Origin of the sequence: Streptomyces thermospinosisporus (genome assembly GCF_039526425.1) — a bacterium.
In the GTDB taxonomy this organism is placed as follows: Bacteria; Actinomycetota; Actinomycetes; order Streptomycetales; family Streptomycetaceae; genus Streptomyces; species Streptomyces thermocarboxydovorans.
Window position 1 is genome coordinate 170,014 of sequence record NZ_BAAAIZ010000033.1, and the last position, 19,189, is coordinate 189,202.

The 19,189-nt window shown below is 72.0% G+C and carries 16 protein-coding genes and 1 pseudogene; 5 read left to right on the forward strand and 12 right to left on the reverse strand.

The genetic code is table 11. The features are described from left to right. Positions 1 to 46: 46 nt before the first annotated feature. A complete protein-coding gene (locus ABD207_RS13310; protein ID WP_344012727.1) occupies positions 47 to 1,387 on the forward strand; it encodes a nicotinate phosphoribosyltransferase in 1,341 nt (446 codons plus the stop codon). A 39-nt stretch (positions 1,388 to 1,426) separates the two neighbouring features. Here the strand turns inward: ABD207_RS13310 and ABD207_RS13315 are convergent, their stop codons facing one another. Further along, positions 1,427 to 2,140: a CBS domain-containing protein gene (locus tag ABD207_RS13315; RefSeq protein WP_344012729.1), complete on the reverse strand. Its 714-nt coding sequence runs from the start codon at positions 2,138 to 2,140 to the stop codon at positions 1,427 to 1,429. Positions 2,141 to 2,413: 273 nt separating this feature from the next. Here ABD207_RS13315 and ABD207_RS13320 point away from each other — a divergent pair, with 273 nt between their 5' ends. Beyond that, positions 2,414 to 3,292: a universal stress protein gene (locus ABD207_RS13320; RefSeq protein WP_344012768.1), complete on the forward strand. Its 879-nt coding sequence runs from the start codon at positions 2,414 to 2,416 to the stop codon at positions 3,290 to 3,292. Positions 3,293 to 3,317: 25 nt separating this feature from the next. On the opposite strand, the gene ABD207_RS13325 is transcribed toward ABD207_RS13320, so the two are convergent. After that, the gene (locus ABD207_RS13325) at positions 3,318 to 3,656 is read right to left on the reverse strand and encodes a hypothetical protein (RefSeq protein WP_344012731.1); all 339 of its coding nucleotides are present in this window, start codon (positions 3,654 to 3,656) and stop codon (positions 3,318 to 3,320) included. Positions 3,657 to 3,818: 162 nt separating this feature from the next. Here ABD207_RS13325 and ABD207_RS13330 point away from each other — a divergent pair, with 162 nt between their 5' ends. Continuing rightward, on the forward strand, positions 3,819 to 4,334 hold the full coding sequence (locus ABD207_RS13330; RefSeq protein ID WP_425580709.1) for a DUF6328 family protein: 516 nt from the start codon (positions 3,819 to 3,821) through the stop codon (positions 4,332 to 4,334). Positions 4,335 to 4,360: 26 nt separating this feature from the next. Here ABD207_RS13330 and ABD207_RS13335 read toward each other — a convergent pair whose 3' ends face one another. Together ABD207_RS13335 and ABD207_RS13340 are read right to left on the reverse strand one after the other, a co-directional pair. Continuing rightward, a complete protein-coding gene (locus tag ABD207_RS13335) occupies positions 4,361 to 4,786 on the reverse strand; it encodes an SsgA family sporulation/cell division regulator (protein WP_344012732.1) in 426 nt (141 codons plus the stop codon). A 312-nt stretch (positions 4,787 to 5,098) separates the two neighbouring features. Then, entirely contained in the window at positions 5,099 to 6,070 is a 972-nt protein-coding gene (locus ABD207_RS13340) for an LLM class F420-dependent oxidoreductase (protein WP_344012734.1), read from the reverse strand. 122 nt (positions 6,071 to 6,192) lie between these two features. Between ABD207_RS13340 and ABD207_RS13345 the strand changes: the two genes are divergently transcribed. Beyond that, positions 6,193 to 7,626, forward strand: a complete 1,434-nt coding sequence (locus tag ABD207_RS13345; protein WP_344012735.1) for a serine hydrolase domain-containing protein — start codon at positions 6,193 to 6,195, stop codon at positions 7,624 to 7,626. 101 nt (positions 7,627 to 7,727) lie between these two features. On the opposite strand, the gene ABD207_RS13350 is transcribed toward ABD207_RS13345, so the two are convergent. The 7 genes and pseudogenes from ABD207_RS13350 to ABD207_RS13380 form a co-directional block, all read right to left on the reverse strand. Beyond that, on the reverse strand, positions 7,728 to 9,326 hold the full coding sequence (locus ABD207_RS13350; protein ID WP_344012736.1) for a serine/threonine protein kinase: 1,599 nt from the start codon (positions 9,324 to 9,326) through the stop codon (positions 7,728 to 7,730). Positions 9,327 to 9,681: 355 nt separating this feature from the next. Continuing rightward, positions 9,682 to 10,641, reverse strand: coding sequence for a threonine/serine dehydratase family protein (locus tag ABD207_RS13355; RefSeq protein ID WP_344012737.1), 960 nt, complete (start codon positions 10,639 to 10,641; stop codon positions 9,682 to 9,684). 92 nt (positions 10,642 to 10,733) lie between these two features. Beyond that, the gene (locus ABD207_RS13360; protein WP_344012739.1) at positions 10,734 to 11,411 is read right to left on the reverse strand and encodes an AIM24 family protein; all 678 of its coding nucleotides are present in this window, start codon (positions 11,409 to 11,411) and stop codon (positions 10,734 to 10,736) included. An 89-nt stretch (positions 11,412 to 11,500) separates the two neighbouring features. After that, on the reverse strand, positions 11,501 to 12,838 hold the full coding sequence (locus ABD207_RS13365; RefSeq protein WP_344012740.1) for a CAP domain-containing protein: 1,338 nt from the start codon (positions 12,836 to 12,838) through the stop codon (positions 11,501 to 11,503). Positions 12,839 to 13,054: 216 nt separating this feature from the next. Then, positions 13,055 to 14,356 (reverse strand): serine hydrolase domain-containing protein, encoded by a 1,302-nt coding sequence (locus ABD207_RS13370; RefSeq protein ID WP_344012742.1) that lies wholly within the window; start codon positions 14,354 to 14,356, stop codon positions 13,055 to 13,057. Positions 14,357 to 14,543: 187 nt separating this feature from the next. Further along, a pseudogene (locus ABD207_RS13375) lies at positions 14,544 to 15,941 on the reverse strand (LuxR C-terminal-related transcriptional regulator); the annotation flags it as partial. A 131-nt stretch (positions 15,942 to 16,072) separates the two neighbouring features. Beyond that, positions 16,073 to 16,609, reverse strand: coding sequence for a hypothetical protein (locus ABD207_RS13380; protein ID WP_344012745.1), 537 nt, complete (start codon positions 16,607 to 16,609; stop codon positions 16,073 to 16,075). Positions 16,610 to 17,272: 663 nt separating this feature from the next. Between ABD207_RS13380 and ABD207_RS13385 the strand changes: the two genes are divergently transcribed. Continuing rightward, a complete protein-coding gene (locus ABD207_RS13385; protein WP_344012747.1) occupies positions 17,273 to 17,560 on the forward strand; it encodes a hypothetical protein in 288 nt (95 codons plus the stop codon). 681 nt (positions 17,561 to 18,241) lie between these two features. On the opposite strand, the gene ABD207_RS13390 is transcribed toward ABD207_RS13385, so the two are convergent. Continuing rightward, the coding region (locus ABD207_RS13390; RefSeq protein ID WP_344012748.1) for an NsdA family TPR-like regulatory protein at positions 18,242 to 19,189 on the reverse strand (948 nt) is incomplete at its 5' end.

Genomic DNA, 19,189 nt, shown 5'->3' on the forward strand with positions numbered 1-19,189 from the left:
GCCGGTGACGTGGGGACGGCCGGACACGGCGGAGGAGGCGACGCAGATGTCCGACGCGACGACCACCGACCTGTACGAGGTGACGATGGCCATGTCCTACCTACAGGAGGGCATGACCGCCCCCGCGACGTTCAGCCTCTTCGCCCGCGATCTGCCGGCCGAACGGGGCTTCCTGGTCGCGGCGGGACTGGAACCGGCCCTGGACTACCTGTCCGGCCTGCACATCGGCCCCGAGGACGTCGAGGCCTTCGCGTCCGCGCTGCACCGCTCGCCGGAGGCCCTGCGGCCCCTGCTCGGCCTGCGGTTCACCGGGGACGTGCGGGCGGTTCCGGAGGGCCGGATCGTGCTGGCGGGGGAGCCTCTGCTGGAGGTGACCGCGCCGCTGCCGGAGGCGCAGCTCGTCGAGACGTATGTGCTCAATCAGCTGAACCACCAGACCGCTGCCGCCTCCAAGGCCGCGCGGTGCGTCCTCGCCGCGGCGGGGCATCCGGTGGTCGACTTCTCGCTGCGCCGCACCCACGGGACGCAGGCCGGGTTCACCGCGGCGCGCGCGGGCGCGATGGTGGGCTTCGCCGGGACCAGCAACGTGGCCGCCGCCACCGATCTGGGCATCCCCGCCGTCGGCACCATGGCCCACTCCTACATCGAGGCGTTCGCCGACGAGGAGGAGGCCTTCCGGGCCTTCGCACGGGCCCATCCCGGGCCGGTGACCTTCCTGGTGGACACCTACGACACCGAGGAGGGCGTACGGACCGCGGCCCGCGTCCTGAAGGACCTCGGCCCCGGGATCAGCGAGGCCGGCTCCGGGATACGGCTGGACAGCGGCGACCTCGCGGCCCTGGCGGTACGGGCCCGGTCCCTCCTCGACGACGCGGGCCTGCCCGGCGTGCGGATCATCGCGAGCGGTGGCCTGGACGAGTACGCGATCGAGGACCTGGTGAGCTCGGGCGCCCCGATCGACACCTATGCCGTCGGCACCCGCGTCGGAGTGTCGGCCGACGCACCGTACCTGGACACGGCGTACAAGCTGGTGGAGTACGACGGCCGGCCGGTGATGAAGCTGTCGTCGGCGAAGGTCACGGCGCCCGGCCGCAAGCAGGTGTTCCGCGGGCCCGCATGCTCCGACGTGATCGGCCTGGCCGACGAGCAGCCGCCCGACGGGGCAACGCCGTTGCTGGAGACGGTGATGCGGAGCGGGCGGCGCACCGGCCGGCGTGCCACGCTCGACGAGTGCCGGGAGCGGTTCACCGGGGACCTGAGCGCGCTGCCGCCGGAGGCCCGCCGGATCCGGGAGCCCGTCGCACCGCGCGCGACGGCCTCCGGGCCGCTGAGCACCCTCACCGCCCGCGTCCGGCACCACATCGAGGAGCAGACGGCGGCGGCCTGATCGCCGCAGGAGTGCGGACCGCACACGGCACGGACAGGCTCAGCGGGACGTCCCCTGTCCCTCCCCGCGCGCCTGTCCCTCCCCGCGCGCCTGTCCCTCCCCGCGCGCCCCTTCGCCGGTGAGCCGGGCTTCGACGTCCACAACGCCCTCCACGCCCCGCACCAGCCGTACGGCGAGCGGGATGAGCGAGGTGTCGCGGACATGGCCCTCGAGGGTGACGACTCCCTCGTCGACGCTCACCTGGATGCCGTGGCTCAGGGCCGGTGAGAGGTAGGACACCACCGTGCGGCGGACCTCGTCCTCGATCTCCTCGTCCGGCCGCAGGAACACCTTCAGCAGGTCGGCGCGGCTGACGATGCCCTGGAGCATGCCGAGGTCGTCGACCACGGGCAGCCGCTTGACGTGCCGTACGGCCATGATCCTGGCCGCCTGGGACAGCGTGGCGTCGGGGTGGACGGTGATCGCCGGTGTGCTCATGAGCTCCTGCGCCGTCACCGCCCCGGCCTTGGCGACGTCGGCCAGGCGGCCGCGCTGCTGGACCAGGCTCGGCTCGTCGTCGCGGAACTCCTCCTTCGGCAGCAGGTCGGCCTCGGAGACCACGCCGACGACACGGCCCTCGCCCTCCAGGACGGGGATCGCGCTGACCTTCCACTGCTGCATGGTCTGCACGATCTCCTTGAACGGAGCGTCGCGTCCGACGGCCACGACCGTCCGGGTCATCACATCGCTGACGGTGTGCGGGGTACCAGGCACCGCGGTCCTCCTCGGGCCTCGCCGGGGGCGGGTTCGTGCCGCGTGTCCGGCCGTGGCGGCAGGGGCTGCGCGGAGCCCGCCGGCGGTCCTCGGCCGTACACCTCCACGATCGCCCCGAACCGGCGCGGTGCAACCCGGGCCCCGCCCTCGTCCGCGAGCCCGTCCTGGTGTCGCGACCCGACCCGTGCGGTGCGACGGTGTTGAGAGGGGCCACAACGCGGTGTTCGCCGGGGCCGGAAGGGCGGCCGCCGGTGCGGGAAGGCGGTGGTGACCGTGTTGCTCCCGCTGGTCGTGGGCGTCGACGGATCGGACTCCAGCCTGGAGGCCGTGGACTGGGCTGCGCACGAGGCCACACGCCTCGGGCTGCCCCTGCGGCTCGTACACGCCTCCTTGTGGGAGCGCTACGAGGGGCGGACTCCGTCCGTCGGCACCGACCGCCCCGCCGAGGAGGTCACGGGCGAGCACATCGTGGCGTCCGGCGCCGAGCGCGCCCGCTCGCGCAACCCGGAGCTGGAGGTGTCCACCGAGGTCGTGCCGGAGGACGCGGTGTCCGCGCTGCTGCGCGCGGCGCAGGACGCCTTCGCCGTGGTCACGGGCTCACGCGGACGCGGTGGCATCGCGGGGATGCTGCTGGGCTCGGTGAGCCTCACCGTGGCCGCCCGCGCCGTGTGCCCGGTGATCGTGGTGCGCGACGGGGAGCGGAACCGGAAGGGCGTGTCCGGCGGGGTCGTGGTCGGTGTCGGCGACCCCGGGCAGAGCTCGGCCGCCGTGCGGTTCGCCTTCCGCGAGGCGGAGGCGCGCGACTGCGTCCTGCACGCCGTACGGGTCTGGCGCCGCCCCGCCCACGAGCACTTCGACCACCTGCTGACCGCGGCCGACGCCGCGGACGTGAACGAGGAACGCGCCTTGGCGTTGCTGGCCGACGCGCTGCACGACCCCGGCCGCGACCACCCGAAGGCGGACGTCCGCCCCCGCGCGGTCGAAGGGGTGGCCCACGAGGTCCTGCAGGACGCCTCCGCGGAGGCCGACCTGCTGGTCGTGGGCGCGCGGCGGAGGCACGGCCCGGTCGGCGGCCTGCAGTTCGGGCGGGTGGCGCACGCCCTGCTGCATCACGCCGCGTGCCCGGTCGCCGTCGTCCCCGAACAGGTGTGACCCGGCGGAGAACCGCCGGCGGCTCTCAGGGCTCGAGCCGCAGCTGCCACTCGCGTTCCTGGTCCCCGGAGGCCGCGCCCGCGTCACGCGTGGTGAACGCGCCGGCCAGGGTGTCACGGGCCCGGCGCACCGCGAGCGGGGTGCCCTGCACCGTGACGCTCACCGGGCCCGACAGCCCGCCGGCCTCGCCGGGCCCGCCCCCGGCGTCGCCCTCCGAGGTGAACGTCGCCATGTGGACCGTCGCCCGGTCGTCGGAGGGCAGGGCGTCCGGCGCCCCGAAGGCGCCCTGGAGGGCCCGGACGACCGCGCGGGCGTCGTCCGTCCCGCCGCCGTCGATCGTCACGGTGAGCTGGGTGCCGGTCATGAACTCCATGCCCTTAGAAAGTCGGTGTCGTCGCGCAGGCCGTGTAACCGGACCGGGCCCCGGCAAACCGTTCCGGGTACCCGGGCCTCGCCCGGGAGGACCGCTGCGGACGGGGCAGGAGCGGGAAGGAAGAGGCACACTGGGCGCACACCGGGAGGCACCGTGTCGGATGCATCGGACACATCGGCCGCAGAGGACGGCCGGGTCAGGCGCCGAGGGCGTAACGAGACCGAGGAGGAGCGGGCGGACCGGATGTGGGTCGAGCTGATCCAGGAGGTCCGCGTCGCCCAGATGGGTGTGCAGATCCTGTTCGGCTTCCTGCTGACGGTCGTCTTCACCTCGAAGTACGACGACCTGTCCGGCACCGACCAGACCATCTACCTCGTCACGGTCGTGCTGGGCGCCTGCGCCACCGGTGTGCTCATCGGCCCCGTCTCCCTGCACCGGCTGGTCTCCGGACGGCAGATCAAACCGCAGGCGGTGACGTGGGCGGCCCGGATGACGCTGCTCGGGCTGGTGCTGCTGCTGGCCACGACCTGCGCCTCGCTGCTGCTGATCCTGCGGGTGGCGACCGGCGACGGCTACGTGCCCTACCTGGTCGCCGGGGTGGTCTTCTGGTACCTGCTGTGGTGGTTCGGGCTGCCCATGTGGGTCCGGTACCGCTACACCACCCGCTGAGACCCAGCGACCGTCCGAACCGGTCGTCAGCTGCCGGCCAGGATGTCGGCGAGGAAGTCGTCCACCCGGACCTTCTCGGACCCCGGCGCGACCATCCGGTGGGTCTCGGTGAGGAACTCCCCGACGGCCTCGGCCCATACGAACACCACCGCGTGGTGCCGGCTCCCGTCGGCGTGCGCCTCGCCGAAGAACTCCATCCGCAGCTCCCGTGCCACGCCCCGCTCCTCGGGCCGCAGCCGCACGTCACCGCAGCCGACCGGGCGCCTCAGCCCCTCCAGCAGCATCTCGCGGTCGAGCCGCCACCGGGCCAGGACCCGGCCGTCATGGCTGAAGACGGCGGTGACGGCGAACGGGTCGTCGGGGGTGTAGCTCAGATGGGCGAGCACGGGAAAGCGGTCCGTGACGCCCGCCCGGACCTCCACCACCAGGGTCTTGTGCAGGTACGAGCTCACGACCACAGCCTTTCGCCAGAATCAGGTGCAGGGCCCTCTAGTACCCCGCATCCGCGCGAAATGCTCAGCCGCGGCCGCCGAATCGCACGGGCCGGATCCCCCGGATCGCACGGGCCAGGTCCGCCGAGTCGCACGGGCCAGGTCCGCCGAGTCGCACGGGCCAGGTCCGCCGAGTCGCACGGGCCAGGTCCGCCGAGTCGCACGGGCCAGGTCCGCCGAGTCGCACGGGCCGGATCCCCCGGATCGCACGGGCCAGGTCCGCCGAATCGCACGGGCACCGTCCGCCGGATCGCAGTGCTCGCCTGCGGGCTCTCAGCCGAGGGCGCCGCGCAACACCGGGAGCAGGGTCTTCTCCGACCAGTCCAGGTACTCCGGCTGCGACTCGCCGCCGATCTGCACCAGCGCGATCTCCGTGAAACCGGCCTCCGCATACCGGCGCACCGCTTCCACGAACGCCTCCGGATCGTCGCCGCACGGGATCGACTCCGCCACGTCCGCGGGGCGCACGAACTGGGTCGCCGACGCGAAGGAGTCCGGGTGCGGCAGCTCCGAGTTCACCTTCCAGCCGCTGCCGAACCAGCGGAACTGCCCATGGGCGCGCGCGACGGCGGCGTCCCGGTCCGGGTCGTAGCACACCGGCAGCTGCCCCACCCTCGGCTTGCCCGCACCGCCGTGCCGGTCGAAGGCGTCCAGCAGTCCCGCCTCCGGCTCGGTGGCGATCACCAGGTCGGCCAGCCGCCCGGCCAGGGCGCAGGAGCGCTCACCGGAGACGGCGACACCGATCGGCGGCGGCTCCTCCGGCAGGTCCCACAGGCGGGCCGACTCCACGTCGAAGTGGGCGCCCCGGTGGTTCACATGGCGCCCCTTGAAGAGCGCACGGATGATCTCCACCGCCTCCTCGAGCATCTCGTGCCGCACGTCGACCGAGGGCCAGCCGCCGCCCACCACATGCTCGTTGAGGTTCTCCCCGGAGCCCAGCCCCAGCCGGAACCGGCCCCCGGACAGCAGCTGCGTGGTCGCCGCCTTCTGCGCCACCACCGCCGGGTGGTAGCGGAAGGCCGGGCAGGTCACGTAGCTCATCAGCGGGATGCGGGAGGTGGCCTGGGCGGCGGCGCCCAGCACGCTCCACGCGTAGGGCGAGTGCCCCTGCGACCTCAGCCAGGGGAAGTAGTGGTCCGAGGTCACCGAGAAGTCAAAACCCGCCTCCTCGGCCCGCACCACATGCTCCACCAGCTCACGGGGCCCGGCCTGCTCGGTCATCATCGTGTACCCGATTCGCACCATGGCGCCCGGGTCCCCCCCCCCGACGGGCGCCCGGAAAACGGCGGAGCGTGCGACCGGCGGCGATGGACAGCGGGGCCGGAAAACGGTGGACCATACAACGGGTTGCGGGGGAGGATCCCCGCATGACACGCCAGCCGCTGCCCTCCGCAACCCCGGCCGCCATGGGCGTCGACGCCCCGGGTGTGCAGGACTTCCTCGACGCCCTCGAAGCCTCCCCGGAGATCGAGCCGCACAGCCTGATGATCCTGCGCCACGGACGGCTGGTCGCCTCCGGCTGGTGGGCGCCCTACGCCCCCGACCGGCCCCACCTGCTGTACTCGCTCAGCAAGAACTTCACCGTCACCGCCGCCGCCCTCGCCGAGGCCGAGGGCCTGATCGACTTCGACGCGCCGGCCGTCTCGTACTTCCCCGAGTTCCAGGCGGACATCACCGACCCGCGCAGCCGGGCCATCCGGGTACGGCACCTGGCCTCGATGGCCAGCGGCCACCACCAGGAGATGCTGGAGCGGGCCTGGGCGGCGGACCCCGACGAGCCGGTGCGCGGCTTCCTGCTGCAGCCCCCGGAGAGCGAGCCCGGCACCGTCTTCGCGTACAACCAGCCCAACACCTACACCCTCGGCGCCATCGTGCAGCGCGTCACGGGACAGTCGCTCAGCGGCTATCTGCGCCCCCGGCTGCTGGACCCGCTCGGCATCGGCGAGGTGCACTGGCTGCGGGACCGCACCGGCCGGGAGATCGGCTTCAGCGGACTGCACGCCACCACCGACGCCGTGGCCCGGCTGGGTCAGCTGTATCTCGCCGACGGCAGGTGGCAGGGCAGGCGGCTGCTGCCCGAGGGCTGGGTCGCCCGCGCCTCCCGGCGCCACATCACGACGGCCGACCCGGAGGGGGACCGGCCGGACTGGGGGCGGGGCTACGGCCTGCACTTCTGGATGGCCCGGCACGGATACCGGGGCGACGGCGCCCACGGCCAGTTCTGCCTGGTGCTGCCCGAGCAGGACGTGGTGATCGCCGCGACCTCGGCGAGCGGGATGCAGGACTACCTGGACCTGGTGTGGCGGCATCTGCTGCCCGCCTTCCGTCCCGGACCGCTCACCGGCCGGGACGCCCAGGACGCGGCCCTGCGCGAGCGCCTCGCCCGGCTCGCCCTGCCCCCGGCCACGGGCACCCCGGCACCCCCGCGCCCGGACACGGCTCCCGTCACCTTCACGCCCGCCGGCGGCGTCTGCGCGGACCAGCCGGGCCTGACCGCCGTGGACGTCGAGGCGCGGCCCGGCGGCGAGCTCGCGGTGAACCTCACCGAGGACGGGCACCGGCTCGGCCTGCGCCTGCGCGGCAAGGGCTGGACCGTGGCCGAGCACCCCCTCCCGACGGCGGTGAGCGGCGGCTGGACCGACGACGGCACGCTCGTGCTGGACGTGCAGTTCCTCGAGACACCGCACCGGCTGACCCTGACCTGCTCCCGCGCCGACCGGACCTTCACCGCCCGCTGGCACACCCAGCCGCTGCACACACCGCCCCTGCGCGCGCTGGGCGCGCCGCGCGGCACGGACTGAGGTCACGTAACGGGTCCCGTAACGCGAGAGCCGTCACACCTGTCCGTACGCGCCTGCGGGCCGTCGTGCGGTTTGCTGAGCGTGGACCCGGACCCCCGTGCTCAGGCCGCGGCCGGGCGGAAAGTGCGCAGGAACGTCTTCAGCGCCTCTCTGCTCTCCGCGTCGTCCCAGTCGTCGGCCGGGGTGGTCCAGCGCAGCGAGAAGCCCCGGCCGCCACCGAGGAGGACGCCGCGCCCGAAGGTGCGCACCTTGGTGTCGTTCTTCTCCTCGGTCCACTCCATGTCGGCCGCCTGGCGGCCCTGGTACGTCGTCGCGCGGATCTCGCCGATCCGGTCGTAGTCGTCGTCGCGCTTCAGATTCGGCTCCACGTCCTCCCGCCACACGGCCACCGGGTCGGGGCCGACGCGCTCGCTGTAGGTGACGGCGAGGCTGCGCGGGTCCTCCTCGGCACCGAAGGTGACCCGGTACGCCACGTCGCCCGCGCGTGAGGTGTCCAGCCGTGTCCAGCCCTCGGGGAGCGCAACCGAGAAACCCTCGGGCGCCCGGTACAGCTCGAAGCCCGGCGGCAGCTTGTCCGTGTCCGAGGGAGAGGGGCTCGGGGCAGCGGAGGACGGCGGGGCCGACGGGTCGTCACCGGGTGCACCGGGACCGCCGGGCGCGTCCGGCGACGAGGCCGAGGGCGGCGGGGTGTCCGCCGCCTCGGGCTCGGAGTCGCCGCCCGGCAGGCCCTGCGTCGCCGCCAGCACCGCGACCGCCAGGGTCATCACGGCGAGCGTGGTGCCGACGACCATCGTTCTGCGGCTCCACTCCCGGCCCATGCCGCGCAGCGCCGCGGCGGCGTCGCGCAGCCGGGGGCCGGGCATCGCGGCGGCCGACACCGCGGCGGAATCCTCGCTGACCACCCGGGTGAGGACCTCCCGGGCCACCTCGTGGTTGAGCCGTTCGCGGGGGTCCTTGCGCAGCAGGCCCTGCACCAGCTGGGTGAGCGGTCCGGCCCGCAGCGGGGTGCGCAGCGGCAGCCGGTCCACCCCCTTCAGCGTGGCCTCGGGCCGTCCCCGGTCACGGAACGGGGGCCGTCCCTCGAGCATCGTGTACAGCAGCGCGCCGAGCGCCCACAGGTCGGTGGGCGGGCCGATGCGTTCGCCGCGCGCCTGCTCCGGCGAGGCGTACGACGGTGCCGTCAGCCGGGGGGCGTCGGTCGCGCCGGCCAGGCCCCAGCCGGTGACGACCACCGGTCCGGTGTCGCGCACGAACACATGGCCGGGGCCGAGCTCGCCGTGCGTGATGCCCACGGTGTGCGCGGCGTCCAGCACGTCCAGCAGCTCCAGGCCGATACGGGCGGCCCGCACGTAGTTGAAGGTGCCCTGCTCGGCGAGGAGGGCACCGAGCGACGAGCCGTCGATCCAGGTGGCGGCGGTCCACAGGCAGCCGGCCTCGGTGACGGCCTCGATGACGGTGGCCATCTGCCCCGGGCACAGCCGGGTCACGTCCTCGGTGGTGCGCAGCACCCGGTCGGGGACATGGGGCAGGAGCTCGCCGGCCGGATCCTCGGGCAGCCGGCTCTCCATGACCAGGCAGGGCCGGCCGGTCCGGGTGTCGTCGGCGTACCAGCAACGGAGATTGGTCTCACGATGGAGGACCTCGACCAGCCGGTAGCGTCCGGCGACCGACTCGTTCGTGGAGGCGCGCGCCCTGCCCATCACCCATCCCTCGTCGAACCACTGTGTCCCGCGTCTGCCAGAGATACGAGGGACCGGACCGGGTCCGTTCAATGCGCGGCGAGAAATCCCGGGGTTTTCCGGGATTCCGGGCTCCGCTTCAAAAGGGGCGAGCGCGTGTGCGAGGGAAAACAGCCAGGAGGGGCGGTTCGCCCTTCACCTGCGGCAGGTGCCACCGTCAGGCCGGTGAGCCAATGGCGTTTTCCGGCCCGCGCGGAACCGAATTCCGGCCCCACCTGGTAGTAACCCGCGGTAAATGCGGCGGCGGGCCGAGCGGCGGCCCGGGCGCCGTCCCGGCCGGAATTCGGCGGGTGGCTTTCCGCGCCGCGCGCGGCGCTCAGCGCAGACCGAAGCGGGACGCCCAGCCGATCATGTCGCCGGTGGTCGCGTTGCCCCCGCAGACCACCAGCCCCAGCCGGGCCCCGTCGCCCACCCGCTCCAGCACCCGCCGCGCGGCCGGCAGCAGACAGCCGGCGGCCGGCTCCGTCCACACCTTGGCGTGCTCGGCGAGTTCCAGCGAGCCCGCCACCGCCTCCCGGTCCGGCACCACCAGCACCTCGGTGACCAGCTCCGCGACATGCTCGTACGTCAGCTGCGACACGGACGGGGCGCTGAGCGTGGACACGATCGACGACAGCGTGACCGGCACCGGCCCGCCCGCCGCCAGCGCCCGGGACATCGCCTCGGCGCCCTCGGTCTCCACGCCCCAGATCCGCACCCCGGGCCGCCAGGCCCGCAGCGCCGCCGCGACCCCGGCGATCAGCCCGCCGCCCCCGATGCTCACCAGCACGTCCGTCAGCTCACCGGCGTCCTCGGCGAACTCCAGCCCCACCGTGCCCTGACCGGCGATCACCACCGGGTCGTCGAAGGGGTGGACCAGGGTCAGCCCCTCCTGCTGGAGCCGTTCGGTCAGCGCGAACGCCCCGGCCATGTCGTCCGTCAGCCGTACCAGCGCACCGGCCGACTCCGCGATCTCCACGGCCCGCGCGGGGGCAGAACGCGGCATCACCACCGTCGCCTTCACCTGCAGCGCCGAGGCCATGACGGCCAGCGCGATGCCGTGGTTGCCGCCGCTCACCGCCACCACACCCGCGGCCCGCTCCGCCTCGGTCAGCGACAGCAGCTTCGCCGCGGCGCCGCGCGCCTTGAACGAGCCGGTGCGCTGCAGCAGCTCCAGCTTCGCCGTGACCGGGACACCGAGCAGTGCCGACAGCCCCGGGCTCGGCACCGTGGGGGTGCGCACCACATGCTCCGCGATCCGCCCGGCGGCGTCCTCGATCTCCTGGATCCCGATCACGTGTCCTGTTCCTCCCCGGCGCGGCAGGTCGTCGGCAGGGGGGCCGCGCCACCTCGACCCTCACCCGGGGCGACGCCCCCGGTCAACCGGGTTCAGTGCTGCTGGGGCCGGTGCGGGGGCGCCTCGCTGGGCCGCACCACGACATGCCCCTCGCCCTGCAGCATCAGCTGCACGGCCTCGCCCGAGCCGCCGCGCAGCATCGACCCCAGCGACTGCGAGCGGTGCAGCGAGGTGGCCAGCCCGGCCGTCCAGCCGACCACGGCGTCGGTGTCCACGTACACCGGGTACTGCGGCGAGACCGGGATCACCAGCGGGTCGCCCTCGCACACCAGACCGAGCTTGCCGTGCCCGGTGAAGACACTGTTGAACAGGCCGCCGCCGGTGATGCCGGCGCCCTTCACGGTCGCGATGCGGTACGACAGCGTGGCGTCGAAGCACAGCACATTGCGGCCGTTGACGGTGAACTCCTCGCCGGGGGCGACCTCCACGATGAAGCAGCTCTGCGCCTCGAGCGCGAACCAGGCCTCGCCCTGGCCGCGCACCGTCATCAGCGGCAGCCCCTCACCGGTCACCGCGCGTTTGAGCATGCCGCCCACACCCTGGCTCTTGCGCTCGAAGGCGAGGTTGCCGCGGTAGGCGACCATCGCGCCCTGCCGGGCGAGCATCTCGCCGTTCACCGCATTGCGGATGCACTTGGCGTTCTCGACCGTCATGCCCGGCGCGGTGGTCGGCTGCACCATGTGCCGGCTGGAAAACAGGTCACCCTTCATACCGGCATCCTCACCCGGCGGGCCGCACCGGGCCAAGGCCGGGGGCGCAAGACCTGATGACGCCCCGTCAGTTGCCATGGTGACGCCCGTCAGCCACCGAACAGCTGGGTCCAGTACAGGCCCGCCCTTCCACCGCCCGCGAGGCCCACCCCGAGGCGGTCGAAGGCGGGCTTGAGGATGTTGGCGCGGTGCCCGGGGCTGTTCATCCACCCCTGGACGACCTCGGCGGCCGAGCGCTGGCCGCAGGCGATGTTCTCGCCCACCGTGCGTCCGGTGAAGCCCGCGGCGGCGGCCCGGTCCCAGGGCCGGCTGCCGTCGGGCGCGGTGTGGGAGTAGAAGTCACGGGCCACCATGTCGGCGCTGTGCGCCTGCGCGGCGGCGGCGAGCCGTGCGTCGGCGGCCAGCGGCGGCAGCCCCGCCCGCACCCGCTCCCGGTTGGTGAGGTCCAGGACCTCGGCCAGTGTGCCGTTCAGGCCCTCCGGGGTGAGCGGACTGGCCCACACCGCCGTCCAGTAGACGTCGCCCCGGCCGTCGGCGTGCGCCACCCCCAGATGGACGTACGCCGGGTCGCACAGGGTGCGCCGGGACGGCCGGCCCTCCAGGCAGTAGGCCACGAACTCGCCGGCCGTGCGCGGGCCGGACACCAGATGCTCGCCCAGCGTCAGATACGCGTATCCGGCGCCGACGATGCGCCGGTAGACGGATATCCCGTCCCGGCTCTCCACACCGAGCCGCCCGTCGGCCGCCATCGCCCCGGCGTGCGCCCGTGCGGCCTCCGCCAGCCGGGCGTCGACCGACACGGGCGGTGAACCGGCCTGCGCGCGGGCGGAGTTGACCGCTTCCAGGAAGCCCGCGGGCGCATTCCCGGCCCCCTCGGACATGCGGTGCCGGGTGCCCGCCGCCGGTGCCGTGCCCCCGGCCGGTGACGCGAGGGCGGGCGCCGGCTCCTCGTCCGTCACCTCCACGCCGAAGTCCCGGGCCAGGCCGGCCAGTCCGTCCGCGTACCCCTGGCCCAGGGCCCGCAGCTTCCAGGTCCCTCCGCGCCGGTAGATCTCCGCGAGCAGCAGCACCGACTCCTGGCGCGGGCGCAGCGGGGTGAAGCGGGCGAGCCGGCGGCCGCCGGAGTCGGTGACCCGGAGGGTGGGGGAGGGCAGCTCGCTCAGCGCCGTGCCGGGGTCCGCGGGGCTGACGGCCACCGTGACCCTGGTCGCGCCGGGGCGCAGCGCACCCGGGTCGACGACCAGCCCGCCCTCCTCCAGGCGCGCCCCCGGCGCCGACGGCTGGTTGTAGAAGACGAAGTCCGCGTCGTCCCGCACCTTCAGACCGTCGTCCGTGATCAGCGCGGACACGTCGAAGGGGCCGGTGACCCGGACCCTCACCGCACCGTCCGGCAGCGCGCGATTGCCGCCGGGGACCAACTCGCTCATCACGCCGCCCTGCTGTCGTCGTTCCGGACCTGTGGGGATGTGTCCGGAACAACGCCTCGAACCGGGACCGTGGTTCCCGGCTCCGGTTCGCGGCCGGCGGGTCGTGCGAAGTGCGACTCAGAAGTCGTCGGGAGTCGTCGGGAGTCGGTCAGGAGTCGTCAGGGCTCGAGGAGCTGCCGGGTGCGGCCTGCGGGCCGTGCGCCGTCACGTGCCGGATCAGTCGCGGGCGATCGCCGGAGCCACGTCCTCGTACCGCACGGCCGGTGCGGCGGCCCTCCGCTGCGCCGCCCGCTTGCCGCAGAACGCGGCGTCCAGGGTGCGCAGCATCGTGTTCATCACCTCGGCGTTGTTCGAGGTGTTGGCGAGCGCGGTGAGGCTGCGCCGGCCGTCCGAGGAGGCGAACGCGTAGGTGTAGTAGCCCTGGACGGCACCTGTGTGCCCGTACACCGACACGCCGCAGGACAGGTCGCGGCGCCGCAGTCCGAGCCCGTAGGCCTGCCCGGTGCCGGCCGGAACCCAGCGCCGCATCTCGGCCAGGCTCCCGGCGGAGGTCAGCCGCCCCGAGAGCAGTGCCGTGAGGAAGGTGTTGAGGTCACGGGTGCTGGAGATGACGGCGCCCGCGCTCTGCGCCCAGGACACCGTCTGCTCGGTGGCGTCCACGGGCGGCGCGCCCGCCTCGTCCGGGGTGAGATAGCCGCGCGTGTGGCGGCCGGGGATGGTGGTGCCCGGATGCACGTAGAAGGTGTCGCGCAGCCCCAGCGGCTCGATGATCCGCTCCCGGTACTCGGTGGCCAGGGAACGGCCCGTCAGTTTGCGGATGAGCATGCCCGCGACGACGAAGTTGGTGTTGGAGTAGCGGTAGGCGCCGCCCGGCTCGGTCGTGCGCGGGTGCTTCAGCGACAGCCCGACCAGCCGGCGCAGGGTGAAGGTCTTCGTCCGTACCGCCTCGAAGCCGTCCACCGTGCGGGCGAACATGTCGTTGGTGTAGTCGTACAGACCGCTGCGGTGGCTGAGCACATGACGCACCGTGATGCGCTGGTCCGGCAGCAGCCCGGGGAGATACTCCACGACCGGGGCGTCCAGCTTCAGCCTGCCCTCGTCGGCCAGCTGCAGCAGGACCGTCGCCGACATGACCTTGGTGACGCTGCCGATGCGGAAGCGGTCGGCTGTGCTCAGGACCCGGCCGGTCGAGCGGTCGGCCATGCCCACGGTGGCGCGGTACAGCGAGCCGTCGTCGTCGATCCGCGCCATCGCACCGGGGGCGCCCTGCGAGCGTGCCGTGCTCAGCAGGCGCAGCAGGCCGCTGGTGTCCGGCGCGGGAAGCGCGGCGGCCTCCCGGTCCGTGGCTGTGGCCCCTCGGTCCGTGGCCGTGGTCCCTCGGTCCGGGGCGGTGGCCTCCCGGTCCGGCGAGGGGGTCTCCTGGCCCGGCGCGGCGGCCGCGTGCGCCGGAACCGCCAGAAGGCAGAGACTGACCACCGCTGCCGCTGCTCCCTTGCGCAGCACCGCCGCTGACACCATGTCCGCTGAACTCCCGCCTCGCCCGACGACCCGTCACCTGACACCACGGCAGCGCACAGCAGTGACCACACGGTCACGGAGCGTTGCCGGGCGAGGTCACGGTACTACTGCGATAGGCGTTCAAACCGACTGCCGGGCGCGTGTGCCCCCGGAAAGGCCGAACGCCCAGGTTTTGGAAAGGCAGCCCCTACGCGTCGAGCAGGCCCTTGCGGTGCGCGATGGCCACCGCCTCGGTGCGGCTGGAGGCGCCCAGTTTGGCGAGGATGTTGGACACATGGACGCTCGCCGTCTTGCCGGTGATGAACAGCTCCTCGCCGATCTGCCGGTTGCTGCGTCCCTTCGCCAGCAGCCGCAGCACCTCGCGCTCGCGCGCGGTGAGCAGCGACGGGCGTTCTCCTGTGCGGGGCGTCCGCGCCAGGCGGCCACGGCTCACCAGCTCGTCCAGCCGCTGCCGCAGCACCGTGGCGCCCAGCCGGTCGGCGGTCTCGCGCACCGCGTCCGCCTCCCGTGCCGCCTCCTCGCGCGCTCCGGCGGCCAGCAGCGCCTCGGCGTGCCGCAGCCGGCACCGCGCACGCTCATAGGCGTCCCCGTAGGCGAAGGCGTCCACCGCCCGCTCCCAGGCGGCGGCATCCGGACCCGACACGGCCCGCCGCCACTGCGCCTCCGCACGCGCCAGCCACGCCTGCCCCTCCGGGCCCTGCGGGCTGCCGTCGTGGCTGTGCGCGGCCGACTCCCGCGCCGATTCCACGAGTTGCGTCGCCGTCCCGGTCCAGCGCGCGAGCTCCGCCTCGTCACCCAGCGTGCGCGCCCGGGCGGCCGCGTCGGCCACCGGGGCCAGGGCGAGCGCCGCCAGCCGGACCGTCACATCCGGCGTGCCGGCCTTGTCCGACAGCGCCCGCACGGTGGACCGCATCCACCGGACGGCGTCCTCCGGATCGTCCCGCAGCGCGGCCGCCTCGGTCAGGGCGATGCCGGCCACCAGCGTCGCCATCCAGTCGAACGGCCCGTCCAGCAGGCGCCGGGCACGGTCGGCCGCCGTGAGGTCGCCGCGCGCCAGCGCGATGTACAGCGCCGGCGCCATGGTGTACCCGCCCGCGGCGGACAGCGCCTCCGCATCCGCCTCGGCCGCCCGCACGCACTCGTCCCAGCGGCCCAGCACATACAGCACCGTCAGCCGCAGGTGCCGCATCTCCAGCGGATACGGCGAGGACAGCAACCCGGCGCGGCGCGCCAGGGCGAGACCCTCCGTCACCCAGGACAGACAGGCGTCCAGCTCCCCGGACTCGTAGGAGCCCATGGCGAGGTTGAACAGCGCCCGCAGCTCCACCGGGGCATGTCCCGCATCCCGCGCCAGCTCCCGGGCCCGGGTCAGGCGCTCGCGACCCTCGGAGGAGCGCCGGTGCTGCCCGTCCAGGCCGGCCAGGGAGATCAGCAGATCGGCCTGCGCGTCGGGCATGCCCAGCTGCTCGGCGGCCTCGAGCGCCCGGCGGGCCACCTCCAGCGCGGCACCGCCCTCGCCTGCCGGATGGTTCGCCTGCCTGGGCTGATCTCTGCCCGGCGGATTACCAGGGAACGCGAATGCCGCGCGGGCTCCACCGGCAGCGGGGCGTGATCGTTGACCTGACTCCCCGAGACAGCAACGGCAACCCGATCAATCCGCCGGTCATTCCCACGAAGTAGCCGAGTTGCCCTGTGTCCACTCGCACAGGGCAACCTTCACAGACTTCCGTCATCGTCCAAGGCCGCCTGCGCCACAGTAATGAAGTTGTCTAGAGCTAGCGCCAGTTCAAAGGCGCTTAGCTCTATAGCTGAGCGCTCGCTATCTCTCTTTTGGTCGTCCCGTTGGTCAATAAACCACTGCAAGCGATTGACTTGCAGAGCTGTCTTGTGAGCTAGCTGCTCAACCTTCTTACTCGAAGCACCGACATTTGCAGGACCGACTAACGCAACCTCCACCCACTGAGATTTCAGCTCATTAGCCGTGTCGTTGTAATGCTGCACAGTGGCATCAGTAATTGAATCAGGGTACAGGTCGAAATTCTCGAACTTCTCTAGCTGGTCTCTCAGCTGTGATGTGCTGGATATGAACGCCTTATACGTGTCGTGGCGTGGTTCCCTCCGCTGACGCTGATGTTCGGCCCGTGCTGTGAGCCGGGCCGTTTCTCTCTGGGATCTACTGGTAACAAACGCAGTTCCTATCGTTGCAGCGGACCCTGCCAATGCGCCGAGCACTGCAGCCAACCCTGCATCCATGGCGCCATGTTCAGGGCAGCCAGCGCAGCGGGTCAAGAGCGTGTGCTGACGCAACCGGGCACCCTCAGCCGGCTGAAATCTAGTGATTCTCTGGCCTGGGCTTATCCCGCTCAGTGACGTTGCCGCCCCCTGTGCTGTAGCTAACCCCCACCTACGGATATCCGTAGGTGCCCCCCTTATCTCGGAGTGCAGATATGCCAAGGAAACCTAGAACGCCGTGCAGTCAGCCTGGGTGCAGTGAGCTAACGAATGGTGGCCCATGTCCTGAGCACAAGAGGCAGCGTGAGCAACAGCGAGGCAGCGCGAGCAAGCGTGGTTATGACGTTGGCTGGCAGCGCAAGCGCAGGGCTTACCTGTATGCCAATCCATGGTGTGTGTTGTGCGGTCGGCAAGCGACTATCGCTGACCATTGGCCGCTGAGTCGCAAGCAATTGCAGGCACGGCATGAGCCGAACCCTGATGCACCTAAGCACCTTCGGCCACTGTGCAAGCCATGCCATGACAGCGAGACCGCGAAGAACCAGCCTGGTGGTTGGGCAGCCGAGAAGGTGAAGCCTCAGCCGCCGAATCCCAATGACGTTCCGCCGTTCTGATTTCCGCTGAGCCCTCCCCCCTGGGGGGTGACCCCCTTCCCCCTCAGAGACTGACCGGCAGGGAGGCAAAATGCTAGCGCCGCAGCTTGGAGCGTTTGCAGCCCTGGTCATTCACTGGCCGGGGCTTTCCTATGCCCTGAGAGTGACCATGAGCCCCGACTATCAGACCCAACTAGCCGCCTTTCTGGGGCTGCCTGACGACGAACTAAGCCGACCCCTATGGGAAGTCCCCTGGAACGAACGGCGGGCCTTCCTGGCAGCGCGCACCCGGCGCCAATTTGCCCGGCGCTCCGCTGACGACGATTTCCAGATGCCGGAGGAACACCAGCGCGTGACCGATTGGGCTGATACCGAATGACGACTGCCTTTCACTGACCTTGTCCGGTACGCGGCCCTTGCTGCGGCCATGGTCATCAGCTTTGCCGTTGAGCGTGACCTAGCGCTGTCTCATGGCGTGCCCGAGACCGTTGCTCCGGCCGTGCCCGTGGCCATTGACCTATTCATGATCTGGGCCGTCCGGTCCGGCCGTGATGTTGCCCTGAGCGTGGCCGTTGCTGTGGCCGCGAATGTGGCTGGTGTCCTCACGACGGAATCCCTGGCCGCCGTTGATACCTGGGTGTCCGCCGGACTGCATGCCGTCTTCCCGCTGACCGTCTGGCGAATGCACCGCGAGGAAAGCGCTGAGCGCCCGTCTGAGCGCCTGATGGGTCTTTCCGCAGGAATTCCGCCCCCGAGCCGGCTTCGGCCCCTCAGGACGGCGCACAGGGCTTTTCGGATAGCTGGCCGCCGGATGACCTGTGGGTCGATTTCGAAGACAGCGCGCCGGACACGTCCCCGGTTACTCCGCCTTCCGCTGAGGACATTCGGGCAGCCGTGGCCGTTCTCGAATCTCGGCATGGCCGCCCTGTGACCGGTCGCATGGTGGCTGACCATTTCGGAGTGTCCGAACGGACCGGCCGTCGATACCTGGCAATGACCGCATGACCGTAGCCCCGTACCCGCTGCCTGACTGGTGGCCGGTACGGGGCTTTCTGTGTTTCTAGGCTGCCTGGTGCTCGGCGAGTAGCGCGGAAACTTCCGGCACGTCTGCGTACTCCTGCAACCGGCTGAGAATGACGCGCACCCGTTCGGCCACTCTTTCTGACGGCGTGTCAGCTCCCAGGGAAATGACCCGCTCGGCTACGGCTGCCGCCTCTTCTGGTTCGTTGGCATCGGCCAGCGCCACGGCAAGCCAAGACAGGTACAAGGCCATTTCCCGGGTGTGGGTGGCGTCATAGCCGCTGAGGACTTCCCGGAGCAGGGGCACAGCGCGCAAGGGTCGGTGAAGCTCTGTGTAGACCCGGGATTCCATCACCCGGAGTTCCCCGGCATCCACCCAGTACAGATAGGCAGGCGATTCCGTCCCGGGGCTGTCTTCGCTGAGCGCTTGCCCGGCTTCCCCCAGCGCGCGCATGGCTTGCTGCCCGTTGGCTACGCCCCCGGCTTTCGTGTGAGCCCATGCCACCCGGTCCAGATACAGCGCGCGGGCTTTCGGTGGTGCTTCGCTGCCAGCGTCATTCAGGGCGGCTTGTGCCAGCGTGAGCCCTTCGGATTCCCGCCCCGTGTTGCTGAGCTGGTAGGCGAGTGACCCGGCAATGTTCCCGGCAAGGGTGTGGTCCTCAGCCTGCCTTGCCGCGCTGATTCCTAGCCGGTAGATGCGCTCTGCCTCTTCGTGCTGTCCGGCATCACTGGCAATCCATCCGGCAATCTGTGCCAACTCCCCGATCTGGCGCAGCAATTGCCGCCCCACTTCGCTGGTGTGGCTGCCTTCCCGGTACAGCTTTACGGCTGAGCGGAGTTCCCTGAGCGCCGGGCGGATTAGGTCACCACCTGCCAGCACGTCATCAGCCAGCCTGAGCCCATGCACGCGCTGTTGTAGGTCATCAACCTGTCCCATGCCGATACGCCGCCCTGTACGGGCTTCTAGCCTCGATCTTTCGTGAGGGTC

Bases quoted from the DNA above. Each gene is read 5' to 3' on its own strand.
- ABD207_RS13310 (WP_344012727.1), top strand. From the start codon at position 47: ATGTCCGACGCGACGACCACCGACCTGTACGAGGTGACGATGGCCATG.
- ABD207_RS13325 (WP_344012731.1), bottom strand. From the start codon at position 3,656: ATGACCGGCACCCAGCTCACCGTGACGATCGACGGCGGCGGGACGGAC.
- ABD207_RS13340 (WP_344012734.1), bottom strand. From the start codon at position 6,070: ATGGTGCGAATCGGGTACACGATGATGACCGAGCAGGCCGGGCCCCGT.
- ABD207_RS13345 (WP_344012735.1), top strand. From the start codon at position 6,193: ATGACACGCCAGCCGCTGCCCTCCGCAACCCCGGCCGCCATGGGCGTC.
- ABD207_RS13350 (WP_344012736.1), bottom strand. From the start codon at position 9,326: ATGGGCAGGGCGCGCGCCTCCACGAACGAGTCGGTCGCCGGACGCTAC.
- ABD207_RS13360 (WP_344012739.1), bottom strand. From the start codon at position 11,411: ATGAAGGGTGACCTGTTTTCCAGCCGGCACATGGTGCAGCCGACCACC.
- ABD207_RS13365 (WP_344012740.1), bottom strand. From the start codon at position 12,838: ATGAGCGAGTTGGTCCCCGGCGGCAATCGCGCGCTGCCGGACGGTGCG.
- ABD207_RS13370 (WP_344012742.1), bottom strand. From the start codon at position 14,356: ATGGTGTCAGCGGCGGTGCTGCGCAAGGGAGCAGCGGCAGCGGTGGTC.
- ABD207_RS13380 (WP_344012745.1), bottom strand. From the start codon at position 16,609: ATGGATGCAGGGTTGGCTGCAGTGCTCGGCGCATTGGCAGGGTCCGCT.
- ABD207_RS13385 (WP_344012747.1), top strand. From the start codon at position 17,273: ATGCTAGCGCCGCAGCTTGGAGCGTTTGCAGCCCTGGTCATTCACTGG.